Annotated in this window: 18 protein-coding genes; 1 reads left to right on the top strand and 17 read right to left on the bottom strand. The window is 68.1% G+C overall.

The features are described from left to right. From ACOI2T_RS02565 to ACOI2T_RS02535, 7 genes are all read right to left on the bottom strand, one after another. On the bottom strand, positions 1-1311 hold the full coding sequence (locus ACOI2T_RS02565; RefSeq protein WP_409502508.1) for a MadS family sensor histidine kinase: 1311 nt from the start codon (positions 1309-1311) through the stop codon (positions 1-3). Beyond that, positions 1308-2489, bottom strand: coding sequence for an iron-containing alcohol dehydrogenase (locus ACOI2T_RS02560; protein WP_409502742.1), 1182 nt, complete (start codon positions 2487-2489; stop codon positions 1308-1310). The genes ACOI2T_RS02565 and ACOI2T_RS02560 overlap by 4 nt, the downstream gene beginning before the upstream one ends. Positions 2490-2632: 143 nt before the next feature. After that, positions 2633-4129: a MadC family VWA domain-containing protein gene (gene madC, locus ACOI2T_RS02555; RefSeq protein ID WP_409502507.1), complete on the bottom strand. Its 1497-nt coding sequence runs from the start codon at positions 4127-4129 to the stop codon at positions 2633-2635. Further along, positions 4126-5097 carry a MadB family AAA-type ATPase gene (locus ACOI2T_RS02550; protein ID WP_409502741.1) on the bottom strand — a complete coding sequence of 324 codons (972 nt, stop codon included), beginning with the start codon at positions 5095-5097 and terminating at the stop codon, positions 4126-4128. The genes madC and ACOI2T_RS02550 overlap by 4 nt, the downstream gene beginning before the upstream one ends. Before the next feature lie 99 nt (positions 5098-5196). Continuing rightward, positions 5197-6468, bottom strand: a complete 1272-nt coding sequence (gene mdo / locus ACOI2T_RS02545) for an NDMA-dependent methanol dehydrogenase (RefSeq protein WP_409502506.1) — start codon at positions 6466-6468, stop codon at positions 5197-5199. A gap of 176 nt (positions 6469-6644) precedes the next feature. Beyond that, entirely contained in the window at positions 6645-6938 is a 294-nt protein-coding gene (locus ACOI2T_RS02540) for a CDGP domain-containing protein (protein WP_409502505.1), read from the bottom strand. A gap of 109 nt (positions 6939-7047) precedes the next feature. Then, positions 7048-7521, bottom strand: coding sequence for a nuclear transport factor 2 family protein (locus ACOI2T_RS02535; RefSeq protein WP_409502504.1), 474 nt, complete (start codon positions 7519-7521; stop codon positions 7048-7050). 86 nt (positions 7522-7607) lie between these two features. Here ACOI2T_RS02535 and ACOI2T_RS02530 point away from each other — a divergent pair, with 86 nt between their 5' ends. Then, entirely contained in the window at positions 7608-8156 is a 549-nt protein-coding gene (locus ACOI2T_RS02530; protein ID WP_409502503.1) for a TetR/AcrR family transcriptional regulator, read from the top strand. 7 nt (positions 8157-8163) lie between these two features. On the opposite strand, the gene egtE is transcribed toward ACOI2T_RS02530, so the two are convergent. The 10 genes from egtE to ACOI2T_RS02480 all read right to left on the bottom strand — a co-directional run bounded on the left by egtE (position 8164) and on the right by ACOI2T_RS02480 (position 17334). Beyond that, positions 8164-9288, bottom strand: coding sequence for an ergothioneine biosynthesis PLP-dependent enzyme EgtE (gene egtE / locus ACOI2T_RS02525; protein WP_409502502.1), 1125 nt, complete (start codon positions 9286-9288; stop codon positions 8164-8166). Continuing rightward, a complete protein-coding gene (gene egtD, locus ACOI2T_RS02520; RefSeq protein ID WP_409502501.1) occupies positions 9285-10250 on the bottom strand; it encodes an L-histidine N(alpha)-methyltransferase in 966 nt (321 codons plus the stop codon). Before egtD ends, egtE begins: the two co-directional genes overlap by 4 nt. Continuing rightward, complete coding sequence (gene egtC, locus ACOI2T_RS02515; RefSeq protein ID WP_067851776.1) at positions 10247-10945, bottom strand: ergothioneine biosynthesis protein EgtC; 699 nt, start codon at positions 10943-10945, stop codon at positions 10247-10249. Before egtC ends, egtD begins: the two co-directional genes overlap by 4 nt. Then, entirely contained in the window at positions 10945-12222 is a 1278-nt protein-coding gene (egtB, locus tag ACOI2T_RS02510; protein WP_409502500.1) for an ergothioneine biosynthesis protein EgtB, read from the bottom strand. Before egtB ends, egtC begins: the two co-directional genes overlap by 1 nt. Beyond that, a complete protein-coding gene (gene egtA, locus ACOI2T_RS02505; protein ID WP_409502499.1) occupies positions 12219-13490 on the bottom strand; it encodes an ergothioneine biosynthesis glutamate--cysteine ligase EgtA in 1272 nt (423 codons plus the stop codon). The genes egtB and egtA overlap by 4 nt, the downstream gene beginning before the upstream one ends. Positions 13491-13574: 84 nt before the next feature. After that, positions 13575-14216: a sensor domain-containing protein gene (locus tag ACOI2T_RS02500; protein WP_165765911.1), complete on the bottom strand. Its 642-nt coding sequence runs from the start codon at positions 14214-14216 to the stop codon at positions 13575-13577. A gap of 17 nt (positions 14217-14233) precedes the next feature. After that, positions 14234-14752 carry a hypothetical protein gene (locus ACOI2T_RS02495; RefSeq protein ID WP_409502498.1) on the bottom strand — a complete coding sequence of 173 codons (519 nt, stop codon included), beginning with the start codon at positions 14750-14752 and terminating at the stop codon, positions 14234-14236. 125 nt (positions 14753-14877) lie between these two features. Further along, complete coding sequence (locus ACOI2T_RS02490) at positions 14878-15318, bottom strand: Fur family transcriptional regulator (RefSeq protein WP_409502497.1); 441 nt, start codon at positions 15316-15318, stop codon at positions 14878-14880. A 51-nt stretch (positions 15319-15369) separates the two neighbouring features. Continuing rightward, complete coding sequence (locus ACOI2T_RS02485) at positions 15370-15777, bottom strand: hypothetical protein (protein ID WP_409502496.1); 408 nt, start codon at positions 15775-15777, stop codon at positions 15370-15372. Between the two features lie 453 nt (positions 15778-16230). Continuing rightward, positions 16231-17334, bottom strand: coding sequence for a DUF4185 domain-containing protein (locus tag ACOI2T_RS02480; protein WP_409502495.1), 1104 nt, complete (start codon positions 17332-17334; stop codon positions 16231-16233). Positions 17335-17350 lie beyond the last annotated feature (16 nt).

Below are 17350 nucleotides of genomic sequence, written 5' to 3'. Positions count from 1 at the left end.
TCAGTGCCTCCTGGGTATCGTCGCGACCACGCGGACCCCGCCGATCCGGGACCGCTGCACCGCGAACGTGCCGCCGTGTTCCCGGCAGCGGGCAAGCATGTTGGCCAGGCCGCGGTGGTGGCCGTCGACATCGGTCGCGTCGGCAAGCCGCAGCATGAGGCGCAACTTGTCCGGATCGCCGGTGCCGTCGTCGGAGATCGACAGTGTCACCACGTCCTGCCGGTAGCGCAGCCGGACGATCGCGCGGGTTGCGTTGCCGTGCATAGCCGTATTGAACAGGGCCTCGCCCGCCACGCGCAGCAGTGCATGCTCGACCTCGCTGGGCAGTTCGGCAACCGCGCCCTCGACGCGCAGCGTCACGCGCAGATCCTCGGGCATGTGCACGGTCGCGAGCTGTTCGAGCAGTTCGGGCAGCGTGGAGCGGCTGGCGTCTTCGGGATGGTTCAGCGCGTAGATCGCCGACCGCAGCTGCTCGGTCGCCGACCGGGTCAGGGTCTTGGCCATGTCCAGTCGATCGACGAGATCGCCCGCGCCCAGCGACATGACCTCGCTGCGGCACACCTCGATCTGCATGCCTGCCGACAGCACGGTCTGGGTCACGCTGTCGTGCAGTTCGCGCGCGATGCGGTGGCGTTCGTTGTCGAGCACCTGATGCCGTTGTGCCGCACCGAGTTCGCGCTGGGTGGCCAGCAGCTCGGCGTTGCGGGCCTCCGACTGCGCGAGCAGGGTCTGCGAACGCTGGAACAGTTCGCAGTTGTGCAGCGCGACGGCGGTCTGGCTCGACAGGATGCGCATCACGGTCTCGTCGGTGCCGTCGAGGGTGCGGTGGCTCGGCGTCCATGCCGCGAACGCGCCGATCACGCCGCCGTCGAGTTCGATCGGCACATGCGCGTGATGTGGTTCGATGACCGGAAGCCGGAACTGGGCCAGCTGGCCACGCAGAATGTCGTTGAGCCGATTGAGCACCGCGTCGGGCAGGTGCGGCACCGGATGCTTTGCGCCGGAGAGCCCTTCGAACGAGTAGGCATGGCCGTCGGCGTCGAGGATCAGGTGGCGCGGCCGGGCTTCGGGCAGGGCGCCGTCGGCGAGAGCGAGCAGCACCCAGTCGGCACCGAGATGGGTGCGGGCCGCCTCGGCGACCGCACGCACGAGTTTCTCGGGACCGTTGACGGTCTGCACGAGCGCGCGCGATATCGCTTCGAGCGCCGCGATCACCCGCTCGGTGCGCTGCGCGGCGACCCGGAATTCGGGATAGAACGTGGGCTTGCCGGACCGAACCCCGGTGAGCCGCTCCAGATCCGGAGCCCTCATAGCGCGGCCCGGAACAGCGCACGCAACTGGGCCTCGTCGGCCGGGCGAGGGTTGGTGGTGATGCACGCGTCGGCCATGGCGTTGCGCGCGAGCACCGGCACGTCCTCGTCACGCACACCCAGATCGCCGAGCCCGCGCGGCACCCCGACCTGCCGCGCGAGCTCTTGGATCCGATCCGCCAGCGCCAGCGCGGATTCCAGCTCGGGTGCGCGTTTGTCGGCGATTCCGAGACAGGACGCGATGGTCGCGAACGGCGCCGGGTCGGCCTCGGCGTTGAACCGCACCACGTGCGGCAGCAGCACCCCGTTGATGACGCCGTGCGGCAGGTCGAGCAATCCGCCGACCTGATGACTCATCGCATGCGCGGCGCCGAGGATGGCGTTGGTGAACGCGAGGCCCGCTTCCAGCGCGGCCTGCGCCATCAGCACGCGGGCAGGCATCTCCTGCGGGCGCTCGATGGTGGTCACGAGGTTTTCGGTCACCATGACCACCGAGCGCAGTGCGTGATGGTCGGTGAGCTGGTTGTGCCCGAGCGAGACGAATGCCTCGATGCCGTGCGTCAGGGCGTCCAAACCGGTTGCGGCGTTGAGCCATTCGGGCATGGTCGTGAGCAGCCGGGGATCGATGACGGTGATGTCGGGCACCAGCGCGCGGCCCAGGATCGTGATCTTGGTGTTGCGCGTGGTGTCGGTGACGATGCAGAACTGCGAGACGTCGGCCCCGGTGCCCGACGTCGAGGGCAGCACCACGAGGGGCGGGATCGGCATGGTGGCCTTGTCCACGCCGGCGTAGTCGAGGATGGCGCCGCCGTTGGCCGACAGGATCGCGATGCCCTTGGCCGCGTCGATCACCGACCCGCCGCCGAGCGCGATCAGGACGTCGCAGCCGTGCGACCGGTAGAACTCGTGCCCGGCGGTGATCTCGTGATCCTTGGGGTTCGGGGTCAGCCCGCTCCATACATGCGCCGTCACGCACTGCGCACGCAGGTGCCCGACGAGTTCGTCGACCCAGCCGGCCTCGATGAGCCCGGGATCGGTGACGAGCAGCGGCCGCAACCCGCCGAGCCGCACCGCGGCGTGCGCGGCTTCGGCCATCGAGTCGATGCCGAACACGATCTCCGGCGCGTGAAATTTCAACAGCCGGGTCGGCACGCCCGACCTACCCACGGGCACCGTCATCGGCGCGATCTCCGCCTGCGCTATCACGTCGCGCACTCCCTGCTGTGTGATCCACGTAACACGACCACCCTACGTGGGCCGGCAGGCACAACCAATGTGCAGGTGGGCAGGTGCGTACCTACCCGATCGGGTAGGTAGTGCGGTCAGGACAGGGCGTGTGCGAGTTCCCCGGCGCGAGCGGTGAGCTGCTCGGCATCGCGCGCGACCACAACTTTGTCGCAGACCTGCGCGTACTCGGGCATCGCGCAGGTCGCCTGGCGCCAGTACCGGATCGGCTCGGGCGTCACCCACGCCAGCCGGTGTACGCGGCGGCGCAGCGCCCGCAGCCGCTCGACGCCGGACTGCAGCCCGCCGCTGCGGCCGTCGCCGACCACCAGCACCGCCGTCCGGGAATCCAGCGCGCCGGCCTGCCCGTCGAGCATCTCGTCGAACACCTGCCCGTAGTCGCTGCTGGCCTCCAGGTCCAGCTGCGCCTCGGCGAGTACCGCGGCCAGCGCGTCGTCGCCGCCGGCGCGCAGCAGGATCTCGGTGACGTCGACGGGACGGTCGACGAATGCCATCACCCGGCACCGGTGCGCCCGCCGGTGCATGGCCTGCGCGAGCCGCAGTGTGAACGCGGTGACCGGCCGCACCGACAGCGACACGTCGGCGATGACGAGCAACCGGATGCGGTCCGGCAGCGGCGTGCGCATCACCAGGTGGAACGGGACGCCGTCGGTGCGCAGGCTCGCCCGCGTCGTGCGGCGCATGTCGAGCCGGCCCCGCCCGCGCTCGCGGGGCCGCGGTCGCGGCGCACCCCGCATCCGGCGCAACACCTCGTGGCAGGCCAGGTCTATGTCGGCGGCGAGCCCCACGTCGGCGGGCCCGTCGGGACCCTCGGGCTCGGCTGCAAGCCCGCAGCGGTCGGCCAGCGCAGCGACGAACCCCTCGACCGCCTGGCTGAGCTGGCTCAGTTGTTCGGCCGTCAACGGTTGATCGCCGGCGTCCTCGCCGTACGTGCGGGTGGGATCGTAGGCGTCCAGCCACGCCAGGATCGATTCCGGATCGTCCCAGTGCAGGCCCCCGGCGACGACGGGTGCCACCGAGTCGGCGAGGTCGCCTGCCATGCTCGACGCCGCCCGGTTCACCTCGACGGTATAGCGCACGCCCCTTCTGCCGCTGTCGGTTTCGGCCGACACGGTCAGCTGGTTGTCGGCGCCCGTCACACTGAAATCGTCGTCGTCCTTGTGCGGATTGAAGCCCTTGTCGGCCTCCGGGGTGTCGAAGTGATCGCCGACTTCGGCGGCGCGTTCGTTGTATTCGGCGTAGCGCCCGATCTCTTGGTTCTCATCGATCTCGAGCTGGTCGGGCAGGCCCGAGCCGGTGTGCGCACGGCTCGGGACCGCCCCCGGCTCGTGATGTGCCACGTCCACGGCGCCGAACATCGCGTCGAAGGCGCGGTCGAATCCGCGTTGTTCGCGACCGTATTTCGCGCAGGTGGCACGCAACGCGGCCCGCAGGGCCGTCAGATCCTTGGCGCCGAGGAGGCCCAGGACGCGACGCACCTCGATCACCTCGGCGGGCGAGGTCGCCACGCCGGCCCGCCGCAGCAGCTGACCGAATGCCGCCGCGGCGATGTCGAGGATCTGAGCCGGTGTCACTTTCGGCCGCCGCGTCCGCGGAACGCCGCGGTGGTGGTGTTGGCCGGCCGCGACGCCACGGTGACTCGCTCGTGCACTTCGGTTGCGACAGTGGGTGTTTGCGTGAGGTGACGCAGCGCGATGTCGCGGTCGCTCGTGAACTTCACCAACGTCGACAGCAGCAGGTCCTGCGGCACGTCCCCGCCGAGCAGCGCAGCCGCGCGTGCCCCGTCGATCACCTCGGAGATCGACGGGCTCTTGCGCAGCGGAAGCTCACGCAGGGTTCGCGCGAGTTCGACCACGTCGGCCACCACCGCGGGTTCGACGTGCGGCGCCCGGACGCCGACGATGTCGCGTTCCCGTTGCGGCGTAGGGAAGTCGAGATGAAAGTGCAGGCAACGACGCTTGAGCGCGGCCGACAACTCGCGAGTGTCGTTGGAGGTCAACACGACCCACGGCACCGTGCGGGCCACGAACGTCCCGATCTCGGGGATCGTGATCTGCCGCTCGGCGAGCACCTCAAGCAGCAACGCCTCCATGGCTTCCTCGGTGCGGTCGACCTCGTCGATCAGCAGCACGACGGGCTGCTCGGACAGCACCGATTCCAGTAGCGGACGCACCGACAGGAAGTCCTCGGTGTAGAGGTTCCCGGCGATCTCGTCAATGGCGCTGGCATCAGCGGCGATTCGATCACGCAACATCTGTACGTGCAGCAGCTGTTTGGCGTAATCCCATTCGTAGAGCACGCGGTTGTCGTCGAGTCCCTCATAGCACTGCAGCCGGACCAACTTACGGCCGCCCGCCGCGGCGAGCGCCTTCGCCAGTTCGGTCTTGCCGACACCCGCAGGGCCTTCCAGCAACAGCGGCCGGTCGAGTGCGGTCGCGAGATGCACCACGGTGGCGAGGTCGGTGTCGGCGATGTAGTCCTGCTCGCGCAATGCGTCGGCGAGTTCAGCGGCGCTGTCGAACGAGATCGGCTCGTCGTGCATGGGAATGGTCACGGTGGTCACGGCTGCCTCCAGGGGGTGGGGCAGAGCAGGGGCGTGCTCGGATGGGGGCGACAGCTCCGCCCCTGCTCTGCCACCGGGTCAGTAGGACTCGTTGATCGCGTGGCCGACGACGGGGATCATCGACTCGACGGTGACCTCACGCGGATTGCCCGGCGTGCACCAGTCGTCCTGGATGTGTTCGGAGATCGCGAGGACCGTCTTGTCGTCGCCCTTGATCACCTCACCCCGGCCCGCGTACTTTCCGGTGTTCATCCGGTTCTTGTCGTACGAGTCGGTGCGAATCTGGCTGAAGTTGTCGGGGATTCCGACGTCCTGTGACAGCCGGATGGCGGCTTCCACCGCGGCGTCGGCAGCCTGCACGGTGGTCATGTTGCGCGTGTCGACGCCCATGGCCGTGGCCAACTGCGCATAGCGCTCGTAACGCGCCGGCAGGTTGTACTCCCACACACGGGGCAGCGCGATCGCGTTGTTGAGGCCGTGGTGGCTGTCGAAGAATGCGCTGACGGCGTGGCTGATCGAGTGCACGATGCCAAGGCCACCGGAGTTGAACGCCTGCCCGGCGATGTACTGCGCGTTCATCATGCCTTCGCGGGCCTTGAGGTTGCGCGGTTCGAACACCGCCTCCCGCAGGTGCTTGGCGACGAGTTCGACCGAGTACAAGGCGTTTCCGAGCGACGGCGCGAAGTCCAGCCGCGACACGAACGGCTCACTGCCGTGCGCGAGGACGTCGAAACCGCAGTATGCGGTGAAGTGCTGCGGGCAGCTGTAGTACAGCAGCGGATCGTCGATCGCGAGCGTGACGATCGTCGCCTCGTCGAATCCGACCCACTTGTGCGGGTGGTCCATGTCGGAGGTGTCGGTGATGACGTAGGCCCACGACGTCTCCGAACCCGTTCCGGCCGTGGTGGATACCGCGATGTGGGGCGGGTTCTGCTTGTTGGTGGACTTCGCGAAACCTTCGAACTCGTTGATGTTGCGGCCGTCGTGGGCGATCACCACGCGGGCGCCCTTCGCGGCGTCATGGCTCGAGCCTCCGCCGATCGAGATGATGCTGTCGCACTTCTCCTGCTGGTAGAGCGCGGCGGCTTCCATGACGTTGTAGTCCTTGGGGTTGGACTCCACCTTGTCGTAGAGCACGACCTCGACGCCCTGGTACTCGATCTTGCCGGTGAGTTCCTCGATGATGCCCGAGCCCCGCAGGCCCGTGGTCATCAGCAGCGTGCGCTTGAAGCCCAGGTTCTTGGCCTCCACGCCGATGATGTCGTGTGCGCCGACGCCGAGCAGCGCGCGCGGGAACGGATGGAACTCCTTGATCGGAAAGTCCCAAATCTGGTTCAGCTCAATGGCCATTGGATCCTCCTTCTGTCGTGTGACACCACCGTGAACGTTGGTGTGGCGCGTCACAACGATTCGAAGGCGTTACCCGCCGACCGGCATGCCAGAACTGTCCGATCGGGTAGGTCGCGGCCCACTCGTAACGGTGGGTCGCCGTGTGTGGCCGTTCGGCGCCCGGGGATCCGTCCGGTTCAGTCGTTGATGCGCGTCGGTGGGTCGGCGAAAACGAAATCAAACGGATACTCGTGGCCGGGACCCATCACATCGCATCGTTTGACCGGCACCAGGTGGGAGCTGAGGCCACTGGGCACGTACTGGAAAACTCCCACACAACGTTCCCACGTGCCGTCGGGCTGAATGGGCCCGTCGCACTTGCTGATAACAGGTCCGCCGTAGAGGCAGCCCGCGCTCGCCGGCGGCGCTGTGGCAGTCAACCCTCCGGCAAGCAGCACGACAGACAGCCCTCCGATGATGCAGAGCTTCATGGGGCTCTCCCGTCACATCGCCGCCCGGCACTTGGCTGGCTAGTACCGTCGGCAACACCGCGAACAACCGTTGACGTTACCGCTTGCGCACGTGGTTTGTGCGCGCAGTTCAGAAACCGAAGTCACTCAGGCCGGGGTGGTCGTCCGGTCGCCGGCCCAGCGGCCAGAAGAACTTACGGTCGTCCTCGGCGATCGGCGCGGTGTTGATCGACGCGTGGCGCGTGTGCATGAGCCCGTACTCATCGAACTCCCAGTTCTCGTTTCCGTACGACCGGTACCAATTGCCCGCATCGTCATGGTTCTCGTAGGCGAACCGGACGGCGATGCGGTTGCCGTCATACGCCCACAGTTCCTTGATCAGCCGGTAGTCGAGTTCGGTGTTCCACTTGCGGGTCAGCAGCGCGACGATTTCGTCTCGGCCCGTCGCGAACTCCGCGCGGTTGCGCCAGCGCGAGCCGACGGTGTACCCGAGTGACACCCGCAGCGGGTCCCGCGTGTTCCATGCGTCTTCGGCCAATCTGACCTTCTCTATTGCACTTTCACGGGTGAACGGCGGCAACGGCGGCCTGGCGGATTCCGACATTCGACTCGCTCCCTTCAGCGGAGAACGATCGTTCTCCTTCATCTGCTACCGTAGAGAACGTTGGTTCTCCGCGCAAGGAGCGAAGGGTGTTGGATCAGGAAACGGCCCAGGAGCGGGCTCTCGAAGCAGCCGAACAGCTCTTCTACAGGCGCGGCATCCAAGCGGTCGGCATGGATGCCGTGCGCACCGCATCCGGGATATCCCTCAAGCGCCTGTATCAACTGTTCCCGTCGAAAGAGGAACTGGTTCTGGAGTTTCTGCGGCAGCGCGATTCGCGATGGCAGCGCGCGCTCGTCGACCATGTCGAAGCCCAGAAGCCGGCCGAGCGAGTCACCGCGGTGTTCGACTGGCTCTACAACTGGTTCTCCGAACCCGACTATCGCGGGTGTGCCTTCATCAATTCGTTCGGCGAACTCGGCGGCGTCTCACCCGCGGTCGCCGAACAGGCACGCCACCACAAGCGCGTCTTCCATGACTACCTCGCCGACCTCGTCGAAGCCGCCGGCCGACCACGCGCTCTCGGCGGTCAGCTCGCGCTACTCGCCGAAGGCGCGATCACCACAGCCGCGATCTTCGGTACGCCCGATCCCGCACACCAAGCACGGGAAGCCGCACAAGTCTTGATGCGGGCGTGATCGCGCGTCAGTGTCCGTTAGGGCCTTCGCCCAGCGCCGTCGCGAAATGCTCCAGGTCGTCGAGTGTCGTGTCGATGTGCGGCGAGATCCGCAGCACCGGCTTGGTCATCTCGAACGGCGCACGCATCACCTCGCAGGCCGTGGTGACGATGCCGCGTTCGGCGATCAGCCAGGCCCGGACCGTGGTGGGATCGGCACCGTCGGTCGGTTCCAGGGTGGTGATCGCGGTGGGCTCGTCGACAGGTTCGATGACGCGCCAACCGGATACATCGGCCAGGACCCTGCGGGCAGTGCGGCCCACCTCCGCGAGCCGGGCCCGCACGAGGTCCGGCCCGGCCGCCAAGTGCTCGCCGATGGCCACCGAGAACCCGATCCGGGCCGCCGCATTGTGTTCGCCGTGCTCGAAGCTCTGCAGCAGGTTCACCGGCACATCCCAGTCCACCGGGGGAAGCTGTCGTTGCAGCCGTTCGGCGAGTTGCGGCCGCACAGCCAGGACTCCGACACCGCGCGGCCCCGACAACCACTTGCGGGACGACGAATACAGCGCATCGGCGCCGACATTGCAGTCCAGATGCCCGAGCGCCTGCGCGGCGTCGACCACGATCGGGATGCCTTCGGTGCGGCAGGCCGCGACGAACTCGGCGACCGGCTGCGCAACACCCCGGTGGCTCGCCAGCGCAGTGAAGTGCACGAGCGCCGGGGGATTCGCCGCTAACTCACGTACGGCCTCGTCGACAACCACCCGGCCGTCGCCATCGACCGGCAGTGCTCGCACCTCAAACCCGTTGGCCGCCATGACCGCAAGGTTGGGCCCGAATTCGCCGGGCAGACACGCCAGTGTCCGCTCCCCCGGCCAGCTCGCGAGCAACAGACCCAACGAATGGTTGGAGCCGGTCGTGTAGACGACATCCGACGCATCGAACCCGGTGAGCGCCGCGACCGCGGCCCGCCCGGCGTCGAGTACGGGGGCGGCGGCTTCGAGCGCGACGTATCCGCCCACCTCGGCTTCGTGGCGGGCATGCGCGGTGGCGGCGTCGATCACCGCGAAGCTCTGCCGCGAGCACGCGCCGCTGTCCAGATGCAGGCCGGCGACTTTGGGGCGGGCATCCCGCCACTGCTGCGCGAGACTCATTTCACCGCCAGCGACAAGCCGAAATCGTCTGCCGAATCGGTCCACCAATGAGTCTGCCGCAGACCGGATTTCGCGAGCTCGGCGGCGACACCATCCGGCCGGAACTTACACGACACCTCGGTGAGCATCTCCTCACCGGCGGCATAGGCAACGTCGAGATCCAGCGCCGCGATCCGGACCTGCTGCGGGGTGCGCGCGCGCAACCACATCTCGATCCGCTCCTCGACGCTGTTCCACTTCGCGACATGGTCGAAGGCGTCCAGGTCGAAATCGGCGTCGAGCTCGCGGTTCACGACGGCCAGCACATTGCGGTTGAACGCGGCCGTGACACCCGCGCTGTCGTCATAGGCCCGCACGAGCCGCTCGGAGTCCTTCACCAGATCGGTGCCGAGCAGCAGGCTGTCGCCGGGTTGAAGCGTGTCGGCGAGGGCGCTCAGGAAATCCATCCGCGGGCCGGGTGTCAGGTTCCCGATCGTCGAGCCGAGAAACACGACCAGCCGCCGCCCGACGCGCGGGATCTTGCCGAGGTGTTCTTCGAAATCACCGCACACCGCGTCGATCTCGATGCCCGGATACTCGCGGCCGATCGCGTCACCGGCGGCGCGCAGCACCCCGGCGTCGACGTCGAACGGGATGAAGCGGCGCAACGACCCGCCCGCACGCATGGCGTCGAGTAGCATTCTGGTCTTCTCCGAGGTCCCGCTGCCGAGCTCGACGAGAGTGTCGGCTCCGGCCGCGGCCGTGATCTCGGCGGACCGCTCCCGCAGGATCTGCGCCTCGGTGCGGGTCGGGTAGTACTCGGGCAGCCGAGTGATCTGGTCAAAGAGATCACTGCCCACCGAGTCGTAGAACCATTTGGGTGGAAGGGTTTTCGGGGTCTGCGTAAGTCCGTCGCGCACATCGCGGCGCAACGCGGCGGCCGCGGAATCGGCCGCGAGGTAGTTCGACAGCGAGAGCGTCATGCCGGTCCTTTCAGAGGTGTCAGCTCGACGTGAGAGTCCTGCACATGGACGAGATGGCGGTCCGGGATGTCCTGCCAGCCGGGATCGTCGTCGTAGGGCTCGCTCGCCAGCACCACGCCGTCAGAACAGCGCAGCAGCGACAGGGTGTCACCCCAGGTCGTGGCGAGCATACGAGAGCCGTTGGCGGCCAATATGTTCAGCCGGGCATTCGGGTCACGACCACCGACCTCGACGATCGTGTCACCCAGCGCGTCGAGGCCGCGCTCGAAGATCAGTGCCGCGAGCACCGCGCTGTCGACCGCGGATTCGGCACGCGCCGTGAGCGGCAGAACCGCACGGTCGACGAGGCCGTTGTGCGACAGCAGCCACTGGCCGTCGCTGAACGGAGCCGATGCCGACGGTTCGATCGGCATGCCGATGGTCGCCGACCGCACCGCGGCCACGATGCAGCCGCTGCGCAGCGCGGGGGCGACCGACGCGAACGAGGCATCGCCCCACAGCGGTTTGTCGCTGCGCCAGCGCGCGGGCGTCGGCAGATCAGGCGAGAAAAAGCCCGCACCCCAACCGTCGGCGTTCATCAGGCCGTGCTTCTGGCGCCGTGGCGCATAGGACTGCACCAGCAGCGCCTGCGGCGGTTCGAGCACGAGCGAGGCCACCGACCGGGGTTCGCCGAGCCAGCCCAGGTGCCGGCACATTACGAGGCGTCCCAGGCCAGCCGGACGCCCGAGAAGATCTGCCGCCGGATCGGATGGTCCCAGTTGCGGAAGCTGGGCCGCAGAATGCTGGGCGCGACCGCCCACGAACCGCCACGCAGGACCTTGTAATCGCCGTCGAAGAACGGCTCGGTGTAGCGGTCGTACACCATCGGCGTGAAGCCGGGCCACGGACGTAACGGCGAGCTCGTCCATTCCCAGACGTCGCCGAGCATCTGCTCGACGCCGTAGGCCGACGCGCCGTTCGGATACGCCCCGACGGGTGCGGGCCGGAGCGCATCGCCGCCGAGGTTGACCAGCATCTCGGTCGGCTCCGAAGCGCCCCAAGGGAATCGGCGCCGGCTGCCGGCGACGGGATCCCACGCGCAGGCCTTCTCCCATTCGATCTCGGTCGGCAGTCGCGCTCCCGCCCAAGCCGCATAGGCCTCGGCTTCGAAGTACGTGACGTGCTGGACGGGTTCGTCGGGCGGGATCGCTTCGGTGTGGCCGAACCGGGTGCGGGTGCCGTCGGCGTTCCAGAACTGCGGCGCCGTCAGACCCGCCTCCTGCCGGTGGGACCACCCGCGTTCGGACCACCACCGCGGTTGGTCGTATCCGCCGTCGGCGATGAACTCACGCCATTCCGCGTTCGTCACCGGGACGCGGCCGATGCGGAACGAGGCCACGTCGACGACGTGCGGCGGCCGTTCGTTGTCGAGCGAATGCGGTTCGGTGAGCTCGTCCACCCCGAGCACGAACGGTCCGCCCGGTATCAGCACCGAGGTGCCCGCGAGCCCGGACCGCCCGGCGGGCAGGGCCGCTCCGGCGTCGAGTATCGCCGGGCCTTCGCGCAGGCTCAGCGCCTGCAGCATGGTCTCGTCGTGCTGGTTCTCGTGGCTGATCACGAGCCCGAAGTTGAACCCGGGATCCTCGTCGTGCAGCGCGTCGAGCGCGTCGAGGGCCTTGGACCGCACGGTGGCGCAGTAGGCCCGTGCGTCAGCGGGCGGCAGCAGCGGCAGGTCGACTCGGCTCGCGCGCGAATGCACGAACGCGTCATACAGCCGGTCCACCTCGGGCGTCAGCATCCCGGGCCGGTTCGGATTGCCGTCGCGCAGGAGCCACAGTTCTTCCTGCTGGCCGATATGGGCCAGATCCCACACCAGCGGACTCATCAGCGGGTTGTATTGGCGGTGCAGTTCTGCGTCGTCGAAGTCGACGAGGCGCAGGGTTCGCTCCCGGGCTCTCGTGAGCTCTCGGGCCAGCATCTCGCGTGTGGTCAAAGCTCACCTTTCGCCAGTTGGCTCACCGCGGCGGCGATCCCGTGTTGCACTGCCCGATCGGCGAAGTCGTCGGCCGGGCACCGTCCCTGTTCGACCGAACGCACCAAATGCCGCATCGATTCCTCAAGCTCGGCCGGTGCCCGCTCGGCCGCGGCCTGTACGCACGTCAGCGCGGCGGCATGCAGGTGGCGATCGGCCAGGCCGGCCTGCGCGGCGCGATCCCACGCGGTGGCGACCGATTCGGTGGCCTGTGCGGCGATCTCCGCGGCGGCCGGATCATCGAGCAGCGTGGTGAGGGTGAACACCGCCGCGGGCCACAGCGCGTCGGACACGCTGTCGAGATAGCGGATCTCCAACCATCGACGCGGCCGCACGGGCGGGAACAACGTCGTGAGGTGGTAGTCGAGGTCGGCTTCGGTGGGCCGGCGGCCACCCAAGACGGCCCGGCCGTCGGCCCAGTCGGCGAACGGCACCCAGTTCGTCACCGGAACCGCACCGGGCGAATTCACCAGCATCACGGGCGCCCGCATCGCATAGCGCGCCCAGTCGCTGGCCGGATCATCGCCGTCCACACCGAGGATCGGCCCGCACCGGGCGGAATCCAGCTGGCCCCACACCCGCTGGCGCGTCGAACTCCAGCCGGTGAACTGACCGCCCAAAACCGGCGAATTCGCCGTGATGGCAATCATCATCGGCCCGAGCGCATGCGCGAGCCGCACGCGATCGGCCCAGCCGTCGCGCGGTCCGGCATCGAGATTGACCTGGACCGAAGCCGTCGACGTCATCATCGCGGCACCCGGTTCGGACGATCCGCTGGCCGCGAAGAACTGCTCCATGGCCTGATAGCGCTGCCCGGGGTTGACGCGCTGCGTCGGCCGCAACGGATCGGTGCCGAGCAGCACGAGCCCCAGACCTTCGCGCGCGAACGCCGCGCGCAGCACGGCCCGGTCGGCCAGCAGCGCGCCGATGGCTGCCATCGGACCGTCGAACGGCGGACCGGACAGTTCAACGGCGCCGCCCGGCTCGACCGTGATCCGGCTACCGCCCGGCAGTGGCGGCACGGTCGCGATCACCGCCGAAAGCTCATCCCAGCCCGGACGCCGCATCGGATCGGCGAGGTCATAACAGTGCGCCTCGATCTCAAGACCGACCCGCCCGGTCGGCCCGTCCTGCAGGCAACCGGCGCCGACATGTGCTGCGGCCTGCTCTGCGCTGGTGAACTCCTTGGGTGGTAGGCGGCCTGGGTCAACTCTGATGGGTACGGCCATGGCAACACCCCTCCCGGTCCTCACCGGTGTCGGACCGTCTGGTGTCCTCTATCTTCCAGATGGCACCGACAAGTCGCGACCCTGTTATTGCCCGAGCGTGTTCTGCATCGCGCCGGCCAGCACGTTGACGGCGGGGCCGCCGTTGCCGGACTGACACACTTTGGCCTGCAGCAGAACATTTTCGCGCTTGCGCGTGGTCGTGAAGCAGCGGCGGTCGGTGCCGGCCTCCTGTTTGACCCAGTCGGCATCGGTCGCCGAGGCCGGGCCACCGGTGAACGTCCACACCTCGTTGACGAAGTTGTCGAGATGCATCGCCGTCGTCTGACCCGAGCAGCCCACTGTCCGGTCGACGACACGGTGGAACGCCCGGTCGGCCGCGTCGGGGTTCGCGAAGACTCCGACGGCCTGCTTGACGAGGTGGGTGTCGTCGCCCGCGGCGGTCTGGGTCGTCGCGCCGTTGAACGACGCCAGATCCGGATCGTTGTACACCTCGGGCAGCCCGATGTCGGCCCAGTTGTTGCACACCGGGTTGTCCACCGAGAACCCCTGGAACGGTTCGGTGAACTCGGCTTCCCATCGCATCGGGGCGCCGACGATGTTGCTCACCGAACCCTTCGGCATGACGGCGTAGGACACCACACCCGGATCGGACGGACGTGCACCCGCAGGTGCCGCCAAGGCCAACGCGAGACCGGCCACCCCGAGACCCACAGTCACGGCACGCATGGGCTCGATCATGCCAGTCAGTACACGGTGCGGGTGCAATAGGTCCGGGCGGGCGACGGGTACGGCCACGCGAATTGTCCGGCCGCCGTTGGGCATGCGGCCTGGTCACGGACATCGAGCCGCTGCGTCACCTGCACCAGGACGCCCTGGCCGCGATCCGAGCAGTCGGCCAGTTCGACGACGCCGGCAGGCAGCCCGAGTTCGTAGCAGTGATCGGCGACGAGGTTGGGCACAAGGCACAGCCGGGCGGTCGACGGATCGGCGTACTCGGCGGGCAGATGCTGGTATTCGCTGCTCGGGCAGGTCCCGCTGCCGTCGGCGATCGCGCCGACCGTGTAACTGGGATCGGCGCTGCAGTCGACCTCGGCGGCGCGGACCACCTCGGGCGCCTGTGGCGTGCCCGCGGGCACGCTCACGCAATCTCCGACGGCAAAGACCATCACCGCGCCGCGTTGCGGTTCCGAGCCGCGCAGGCCGCAGCCGCTGGCGACAAGCAGGACCGCCAGCAGCGCAACCAGAACCCGACCGCGCGTCATGGTTAGCGAGAATCTCACGATTCCGGCCGCCGTGCCCAGGGCTTCGGACGAATAGCAGACCAATAGCAGAAGCCCCGGCCACCGAGGGGTCGTGGCCGGGGCGTCCTGCGGGCTGCAGATGTGGTCTAGACGGTGCTGCCGTTCGCCTGGCAGTCGGCGCAGACTCCCCAGAAGACCACCTCGGCCTCATCGACCGTGAAGCCGGCGAGGTCGGAGGGTTCCAGGCACGGGGTCTCCCCCACTGCGCAATCGACGTCCGCCACCCGGCCGCAGACCCGGCACACCAGGTGGTGGTGGTTGTCGTCCGTTCGGGTCTCGTACCGAGCGGACGATCCGGCAGGCTCGATCCGCCGGACGAGACCTGCGTTGACGCAGGCCCGAAGCACGTCGTACACGGCCTGCGTGGACACCGATCCCAGGTTCTGGCGAACTCGCCCGGCCACATCGTCTGCAGTCGAATGCGGCTCGGCGGCGAGCGCCTCCAGCACCGCGACCCGCGGCGCAGTGACCCGCAACCCGACGGCCCGCAACAGGGCCTTCGGGTCGTGGTCATGCACCGTGGTCACGAATCCAGTATGCGCGCATTTTCTGGAATCGGTCAAAAAGAGCGGCTGTGATTATGGTCGCGCCGGTGACGTGGGCGTCGGCGCCTCCGGACGGTCCGGTGCTGACGGCGGACGGAACTCCGGTCCACCGCCCGGCCCGAACGGGGGCATCATGCGCTCGGCCGGAGCCATCATCGGCGGCGGTCCGCCGCGGTGGAACATCATGACGCCGTGCCGATCGCCGTGACCGCCGCGGTGGTGGTCACCACCACCGGAATGGGCGCCGAGGACGAACCCGGTCCCGAAGATCACGGCGACGATGAAGACGACGCCCGCAACGATGCCCACCCATGCGGCGGCTTGGACGACACGGCTTTGGCGGCGCTCGGGCACCACCGGCGCGACGGGCGTTTGCGCAACGGGTTCAGAGGTCACGACCGGACCGGTCGCGGGCTCGGACGTGGCTGGTGTTTCTGTCATGTCACGAGCATGCGAGCGCTGTTCAGGTGCCGATCAAGAATCAGCTATGAATCAGCTGTGAAAGGCCGGTAGCGGCCCCCGGCTGCCGTACGGAAACGCAGCGCCTCCAGCGCCCGCCCGGACCGCAGTGCCCCTCCGCCCGCCTATGCGCGACAATGTCGCGGAAATCGCCTCGCAGGCAACATCAGCCTCAGGGGCCTCGCGCCGCTGAACCCTTCTGTCCCATCGGTCCAATTGGTCACTCACACCACAGAAATCGGGCTGCCCGGCTACGAGCGACTTTGTCGCTGCAAGGCGGGCAGCCGAGAATCCGTTTCGGGAGTGAAAGACGAGGCCAGCGTGACAGTCGCGGTCCGCGACCTGGGTCCAGAGTGAATGACGTTGCCTACGAGGCTTGTTCAGCGACATTGTCGCGCATAGGCGGGCACGACCATAGGTGCCCGGGACCGGGCGTCACTCCCAGGGTTTGATCGGGTTCACGACGTACTGCAGCACGCGGTACGGCGTTCCGCCGCGCGGCGTGGTGTTCCACTGGCTGACGAACACGCGGACCTCATCCAGGGTCGAGCCGGGCGAGATATAGCCGCCGTACGGTTGGGCCAGTCGGTTGACCTCGGGTGGTGGCAGCGCCTCGGCGGGCTCGGGCCACTCGCTCGCGACCACGACAGTCGTCACCGGCGCAGTCCCGAGCCCGGTCGGATCGTCGGCGACGCGCATCTCCATGTTTCCCGTGCTCGCGTTGAAGTACGAGAGCACCGACTTGCCGTCGATCTGCCGGATGCTCATCTCCCCCACCCGATCGGCCCACAGTGCGGTCGGCGGCTTACCCCAGCCGCCACCTGGCGCCGCGGACCAACCCTGCCAGGCCGCCCGGTCGGTGAATGCCTGTGGAGTGGCCCGGTACAGCAACACCGGACCGCTCCGGTCGAAGTTGTTGGCGACGATGTAGACCCACCCGCGCGGCGAATCGGGCGTGGGAATCGGGTCGTAGTACCCGCTGATCTGGGATTGCGCACCGCCCAGATACGACGCGTCGCGCGCCGAACCGGCAATCGTCGGCCAATTACCTTGCGCCGCATCGGCTTTCACCAACCGAGAGGTCTGCGGCACCAGGTTCCGGGTGGTGGTCACCATCATGTAGTTCTCGCGGTTGATGGCCACGACACCCGCGGGCAGTTGCGATCCACCCGGCGGCGTCGCATCGGCGAGCAGCGGTTTGTCGACCCCGCTGACGCCGTCGTAGCGGACCCCGGCCGGATCGTCGATGGAATCGGACTCGACGTGCAGCGCGATGGGTGAATACCAGCCACCGAATCCGACGGCCTGCCCGGCGAAGCTGTCACCACACACCTGCAGCACCCGGCTCGGGAACTCCATGAACTCACACAGATCGGTGGCGCCGATACCGTAATCCCCTGTCGGCGTGCCGGTTCCGGCTATCGGCCCGATCCGCAGCACCTGGCCGGGCGCCAGCTTCGGCAGAACCGGCTCAGGCCACGGCTCCGGCGGATTGGCGTGAAGCACCGGTGCCTGCCACACCGACGCAGCGATCAGCACCGCGGCAGCGGAGAAC

Source organism: Mycolicibacterium wolinskyi str. Jessa 2025, from assembly GCF_049241375.1.
GTDB lineage: Bacteria > Actinomycetota > Actinomycetes > Mycobacteriales > Mycobacteriaceae > Mycobacterium > Mycobacterium wolinskyi.
Note: the sequence above shows the minus strand (reverse complement) of the source record. Positions and strands in the feature narration are given on the sequence as shown.

Bases quoted from the DNA above. Each gene is read 5' to 3' on its own strand.
- ACOI2T_RS02485 (WP_409502496.1), bottom strand. From the start codon at position 15,777: ATGACAGAAACACCAGCCACGTCCGAGCCCGCGACCGGTCCGGTCGTG.
- ACOI2T_RS02535 (WP_409502504.1), bottom strand. From the start codon at position 7,521: ATGTCGGAATCCGCCAGGCCGCCGTTGCCGCCGTTCACCCGTGAAAGT.
- ACOI2T_RS02495 (WP_409502498.1), bottom strand. From the start codon at position 14,752: ATGACGCGCGGTCGGGTTCTGGTTGCGCTGCTGGCGGTCCTGCTTGTC.
- egtE (WP_409502502.1), bottom strand. From the start codon at position 9,288: ATGAGTCTCGCGCAGCAGTGGCGGGATGCCCGCCCCAAAGTCGCCGGC.
- ACOI2T_RS02540 (WP_409502505.1), bottom strand. From the start codon at position 6,938: ATGAAGCTCTGCATCATCGGAGGGCTGTCTGTCGTGCTGCTTGCCGGA.
- ACOI2T_RS02500 (WP_165765911.1), bottom strand. From the start codon at position 14,216: ATGCGTGCCGTGACTGTGGGTCTCGGGGTGGCCGGTCTCGCGTTGGCC.
- egtC (WP_067851776.1), bottom strand. From the start codon at position 10,945: ATGTGCCGGCACCTGGGCTGGCTCGGCGAACCCCGGTCGGTGGCCTCG.
- ACOI2T_RS02565 (WP_409502508.1), bottom strand. From the start codon at position 1,311: ATGAGGGCTCCGGATCTGGAGCGGCTCACCGGGGTTCGGTCCGGCAAG.
- mdo (WP_409502506.1), bottom strand. From the start codon at position 6,468: ATGGCCATTGAGCTGAACCAGATTTGGGACTTTCCGATCAAGGAGTTC.
- ACOI2T_RS02550 (WP_409502741.1), bottom strand. From the start codon at position 5,097: ATGCACGACGAGCCGATCTCGTTCGACAGCGCCGCTGAACTCGCCGAC.
- egtD (WP_409502501.1), bottom strand. From the start codon at position 10,250: ATGACGCTCTCGCTGTCGAACTACCTCGCGGCCGATTCCGCGGCCGCC.
- egtA (WP_409502499.1), bottom strand. From the start codon at position 13,490: ATGGCCGTACCCATCAGAGTTGACCCAGGCCGCCTACCACCCAAGGAG.
- ACOI2T_RS02560 (WP_409502742.1), bottom strand. From the start codon at position 2,489: ATGACGGTGCCCGTGGGTAGGTCGGGCGTGCCGACCCGGCTGTTGAAA.